This is a genomic window from Vagococcus changpingensis (assembly GCF_058211775.1).
Genome location: NZ_JBYVZB010000010.1, coordinates 1 through 5,769, shown reverse-complemented (window position 1 = coordinate 5,769; position 5,769 = coordinate 1). Strand labels below are relative to the sequence as shown.

The 5,769-nt window shown below is 29.7% G+C and carries 6 protein-coding genes; 2 read left to right on the top strand and 4 right to left on the bottom strand.

The window, feature by feature from the left end:
- Positions 1-461 precede the first annotated feature (461 nt).
- Positions 462-884, bottom strand: coding sequence for a hypothetical protein (locus AC37UB_RS10100; protein ID WP_118251270.1), 423 nt, complete (start codon positions 882-884; stop codon positions 462-464).
- Between the two features lie 238 nt (positions 885-1,122).
- Between AC37UB_RS10100 and AC37UB_RS10095 the strand changes: the two genes are divergently transcribed.
- Complete coding sequence (locus AC37UB_RS10095; RefSeq protein WP_118251269.1) at positions 1,123-1,512, top strand: helix-turn-helix domain-containing protein; 390 nt, start codon at positions 1,123-1,125, stop codon at positions 1,510-1,512.
- A gap of 132 nt (positions 1,513-1,644) precedes the next feature.
- Here the strand turns inward: AC37UB_RS10095 and AC37UB_RS10090 are convergent, their stop codons facing one another.
- Positions 1,645-2,106: a helix-turn-helix transcriptional regulator gene (locus AC37UB_RS10090; RefSeq protein ID WP_241699700.1), complete on the bottom strand. Its 462-nt coding sequence runs from the start codon at positions 2,104-2,106 to the stop codon at positions 1,645-1,647.
- Positions 2,107-2,302: 196 nt separating this feature from the next.
- Between AC37UB_RS10090 and AC37UB_RS10085 the strand changes: the two genes are divergently transcribed.
- Complete coding sequence (locus AC37UB_RS10085) at positions 2,303-2,857, top strand: DUF6434 domain-containing protein (RefSeq protein WP_241699699.1); 555 nt, start codon at positions 2,303-2,305, stop codon at positions 2,855-2,857.
- A gap of 157 nt (positions 2,858-3,014) precedes the next feature.
- Here the strand turns inward: AC37UB_RS10085 and AC37UB_RS10080 are convergent, their stop codons facing one another.
- Together AC37UB_RS10080 and AC37UB_RS10075 are read right to left on the bottom strand one after the other, a co-directional pair.
- Positions 3,015-3,647 carry a pentapeptide repeat-containing protein gene (locus AC37UB_RS10080; protein WP_118251267.1) on the bottom strand — a complete coding sequence of 211 codons (633 nt, stop codon included), beginning with the start codon at positions 3,645-3,647 and terminating at the stop codon, positions 3,015-3,017.
- Between the two features lie 1,047 nt (positions 3,648-4,694).
- Complete coding sequence (locus tag AC37UB_RS10075) at positions 4,695-5,552, bottom strand: replication initiation protein (protein ID WP_158563576.1); 858 nt, start codon at positions 5,550-5,552, stop codon at positions 4,695-4,697.
- Positions 5,553-5,769 lie beyond the last annotated feature (217 nt).

The window sequence follows — 5,769 nt, the reverse complement described above, 5'->3', positions numbered from 1 at the left end:
CAATCCATTGCCTTAATACTCCCAATCCATTGCCTTAATACTCCCAATCCATTGCCTTAATACCTCGCAATCCATTGATGCTATTGGCGTACAGACACCCTAAAACATCTTTTAAAACATCTTTAAAACATTTATATAACATTACTCCCTATTATTCCCACCTAAAAATCACTTCTTTTTATTAAATTGATCTATGCGTAAGACTAAAAGATATAAAAAGGAGTGAGAGAAACCCACTCTCACATTAAACTTGCAGCAGTCACTGACGTTCCTTCGCTAATAGAAAAAACCATTCTTAAATAGATTCTTGGATGGCTTTAAAACGCAAAAAAAAGAGCCCTATAAGCTCTCTTATATAAAACTCTTATTAAAGTTATTTAAACGTCTTACAGACGGTCAGGGTAAACCCTAACAACCTTAGATTAAAAATCAGTAGCAAATGATAAGAATAAAAAGCTATTTTATTTCCACCACTGCCACCATTTTTTATTTTCTATATTTTCTTCTAGGAGTTTGGTATTTTTTTGTTGCTCGTAAAGTAGTAATTGTTGTTGCTGGTCTAACAACGCATGAAGTTTATTTATTTGTTCTTTTTGTTCTTCGTCATGCTTTTTTAGTAATGATATTTGCTCTTTTAAGCTTTCTATAAGAATTTCATCAGTCGTTTCATCGTTTCTTGATAAAATGAAACGCTCCTCGCTTTTCTCTTGCTTAAAGCTCTCTATAATAGCTTTTGTAGTCGTTTCATCATACATGTTAGTGTTGCGTTTCTTAAACGTTTCATGAAACGAGTTAGCTTTTAAGAATCTAAACAAAGTGGGCTTAGAAACGCCTAGAATATAAGCTATTTCTTTCATTGTTTTGTATGTTTCATCATTTCTCAAGCATTTCAACTCCGTTTCACTGTGATATGCAATATTGTATCGGAGATTGAAAACAAAATAAAGAGAACATAGATACGTTCCCTTGTCTAAAAACCGTATTAAATTTTGTTTGATTAACATAAATCAAATTATATTAAGTATTTTTTTGTAAAAATCACTTAACAACCGTAAAATATAAAGAGAATCGAACTGAATAAAGTAAATTTATTTACTAGGATTAAATCAGGAGGAATAGAGAATGACATTTGGGAAAATACTCAAATCGAAAAGACTTCAAAAAAGATGGACACAAGAAGAGTTATCAGAAAAATTACTCATATCTAGACCAACCATCTCAAGTTGGGAAAGTGATAAAACTCTTCCTGACATTTCAAATTTATTAAAAATGAGTGTTCTATTCGGATGTACTTTAGATGAATTACTTAAGGAGGAACTTAAATTGACAACTAAAATTTTTAAAACAATGACTTATGGTACAACAGCACCCTTACGAATAAAAAATAAAATTTTGAATAAGGACCTAAGTTTTAAAAATCCTAATCCAGAAGTTAAAGCAAACGTTAATATGGAAACAGGAGAAGTAACTTTCTTTATAGAACAAGAAGAATTGAAAAAATTAAATAAATAATAGTTATTTAACCATTAGGTTTCCATAATACAATTTTATGCGAAGAATAAGGCTCTCAGAAATGATTCTGAGAGCCCTAGGGAGATATTATTTAAAGTCTGTCTGAGTTAACATAAATCAAATTATACTAAGTTAATTTGATTTTTTATTTTTAGGAAAGATGTAGAAGTAGAATACACAGGTAATAATAATTGCAGGAGGTACTGAGATACTTAGAATTCTAAGTATCGTTGTTCCAAGTAATTCTATTTGTTTGGAAATAGCTAAATCAAAAATCTGACTGTGTTCTTGAGTAAAAGAAAAAACGACCATTGTTACAAAAAATATAAGACAAAAACTTACTAGACCATATTTAACACTTGATTTTAGTTCATTTGTATCGTCTGCTTGTTCTTCTAATAATAAAGTTTCTAAAGATATCCCTAATACATCAGACAATTTAAGCATATTTCTTTTACTAGGATAAGTTTCCCCAAGCTCCCATTTTGAAATTGTTTTATCACTGACATCTAGCTTTTCAGCTAAGTCACTTTGAGTTAAATTATTATTTGTTCTATACTCTTTTAATTTAATTGCTAAAATTGTTTCTTTCATTTTTAACACTCCTTATTCTTTTTTATAAATATATTTTGTCAGTTTTTTTCTGATTTTGACAGGAAGTTTAAAAAAAGAGAGTGAAATATACTAAAATATATTTTAAAAAGTGATATTAGTTTACATAATGTAAGATTATACGAAGTCTATTTTTTGTACCATGATATAATAAAAAAAAAAATGGAGGAATTTTGATGTGAATAGACCTGAATTAGTTCGAGGGATAAATCCAGAAACATTTAGAGAATACTATTACTTGAAAGAAGAGTTAGTAAATTTTTGTAGATTAGAAGGTATTCCTACAGCAGGAAACAAAAAAGATTTAACAGAAAGAATTTATTGCTATATAAGTTCTGGTGAAGTAAAAAATATTAAGAAAAAAACAAAATCTAATATCCCCAAAAGTATAACAGTAAATACAGTCATTGAAGAAAATATTACATGTTCAGAGGTACATAGAGAATTTTTCAAAAGTGAACTAGGAAAACAGTTTAAATTCAAAGTGGCATTTCAAAAATGGTTAAAAAATAATGCTGGTAAAAAATATTCAGAAGCAATAAAAGTTTACCCAGAAATTGCATCAAAAAAAACAGAAAAAATTGATTCTCAGTTTGAATATAATACTTACATCAGAGATTTCTTTTTAGAAAATCCAGATTTAACTTTAAAAGATGCAATTAAATGCTGGAAGCTAAAAAAAAGCAAGCCTGGTCATAATCAATATGAAAAAAAAGATTTAAAAGTTATTTAACTTACTGGTTACCATAATCAATTGTTATACGAATAATAAGGCTCTCAGAATTAGTTCTGAGAGCCTTTAGCTTAATCTAGAGTAAATATATCTATTTTATTTAGAGTTTGTCAGAGTTAACATAAATCGCGTTATACTTAGTCTAAAGAGTAGTTTGCTACTTTATTTTAACTTTCAGAAGGTCTCTTGCTAATATTAGTGCTTGGTGTTCATTTACGATACTACCAGAAATTGTTTCAATACTTAATGGTAAATGAGTAAAATGACAAGTGCTGATGTCTACTTTTTTTAAAAGAGTTCCTGTGAGATTCATACTATCTAGTTTACAACTGTCAAATGTGGTTTTCACCATCTTTGCATCTATCAAGTCAGTATTAGTTAGATTACAATCGGAGAAAGAAACTTCTTTGAAATTAGCACTTGATAAATTAACCATTTCCATGTTATTTTCTAAAAATAAATTTGTATTTATATAGGCTTCGGAAATATCTAAGCCTAACATCTTACAATTGATAAATTCACATTTGTACAATACCGATTCTGATAAGACTGTATTTGAAAAATCACAATTTTTAAATATACAGTTAGTAAATTCAGCTTTAACAAAATTATTTCCACTTAATTCACAGTGTTCGATTATACTATCTTCAATAAATAATTTTTCAATACATTGATCACTTATTATCTCATTTTCTATCAAGGCATTTTCTAAAAAAAAATCCTCAAAGTCATAAATATCGAAAAAACTCATTTTTTTTAAATTAATACTATCAATTTTAACTATAGACATTTTTAATCACTCCCATTAGAAATATTAAATATGCTTTAGTATATCAACTTAAATATTCCTTGTATTAAATTAAAATGAGTAGTTTAAAGGCTATTTATGCAAGGAATAGTTAAAAAAAAAATTTGAAAACCTCTCAATCATCGAGTGATAACCTAAAATAGTTTAATTCTAATTGAATTTTTATAATTGAATAAAAATATTATGTCGAATGAACTATTTTCAGTTATCTAATCTATTGCTTAACATAATCTCAATTTTACGAAGTACCACATCTACCAACACATCGAGACACTCACTTTGTGAATCATCAATGGTCTACCTCACATCAAAAAAAGGAATCCCAAGTTCAAGGGATTCCTTTTTTGCGTTCCTTGTGAAGTGACGTTGATCGAAAAGGGTGAGTCATGTTATTCAATCAATCTATCAAAGGATTCACTCATAGGACAGATAACTGAGTTCTTACAAACGATAAGGATGAACAGAAATTTTCGTTTTGCGAGCTTAGACAATGGATAGCCATTGTCGATATTTGCCACACCCTCCACCTAAAACGAGAGTGGAGGATGCGTCAATGTTTGGGGTGTTCCCCAATCCCCCAGAAAGAAAAAGCCAGTCGCTTAAATCGTCCTTGAGAGCTCGTTTAAGGTCTTAAGAGGGAGTGGGAGACGTCTCACAACATCATAGACGAGAGACACTCTCAGACATGAAAATGGGCAAGATGCTAGCATGTTGCTTTGCTCGCAAAAGGTCATCCCTCCCTAAACGTCACTGTAAAGAAAGAGGAAGAATCACACAAAGTATGGACTAACTTCGACTGACAAGTGAGTTAACTGAATCGGAGAAAAGAGAGCATGTTCGATTAAGAAAAACCGTTTTTGAGTTGCGACAAGATCTCTTGTTTCCATAAATCATCATCAGAGTCAGACCTTGATTGCGCATGGAAGTTTGCCTCATTAGTACATAGAAGTTATCTATTGTGACTCGCTATTTTTTATCACTCTCAAATTAGTTCAATCTAAAAATTAGAAGAAATACGAGTATAAAGAATTATTTACTTGTTTGATTGATAGCTTCGATTTTATTTCTAAAGTATTCTTCTTCATCATCGGATAGTTTAGTTTCAGTTATAGTTTCGTTTGTCCAATTGGGTAAAGTTTCTTTTCGTTGAGATTTTTTTATATATTTTCCATCAATCCACTCGCCAGTTTTTTCTTTTTCAAACGTAAAAGTGTACCCTGTTAAAACTCCTCCACGTCCTCGACCAGCTTTTTTATTTTTTGTAATTTTTAAATTTCTGAAGATAGCATCTTCATCTGAACCACCCAGTTGTTCTAAAATTGGTTTTAAAATTTGTTGATCAATATTAGATGGTCGATAACTATTTGGAATATCTAAAAGTAATCTGAAATCTTCTATTGTGACTTTCCACCACCCAGTAGTTCGATATTGTTTTAATAAACGATAAGCAGTTTTAGCATAAGTTGATTGGATATGAATAAATTCATCTAGCTCAAATTGAGTAAACTCCATGCCGATTTTATTAAAGACATATTCAAATTGAGGATGAACACAAACTTTTAAAATATCTTGTGACCCTTTAATATCAAAAGTTTGAAACAAGATAAATAATTTAGCATCCAATCCATCTTCACTACGTTCTAAATAATTTAAAGAGCCTAGTTTTTTTGAAACACTAACTAGTTCAGTTACAAATTCTTTTCTCGTTAAGTTTTTTTTAAATTTAGATAATTCTTTTATTTGTTCAAATGTAAAAGTAGTTTCGTATGTTGATGTATCTCTGATTTTAGCAACAATAGAAAAAAGGATATTCATTTCAGTTTCAGTCCATGTTCTCATTGTCGCAGTATTCAAATCGTTTTGATATTTAACTACTTCATTAACCACATACATCACCTCTTAAATAAAATTATAACATTAAGAAAATAAAATTCAATCCATTGCCTTAATACTCCCAATCCATTGCCTTAATACTCCCAATCCATTGCCTTAATACTCCCAATCCATTGCCTTAATACTCCCAATCCATTGCCTTAATACCTCGCAATCCATTGATGCTATTGGCGTACAGACACCCTAAAACATCTTTTAAAACATCTTTAAA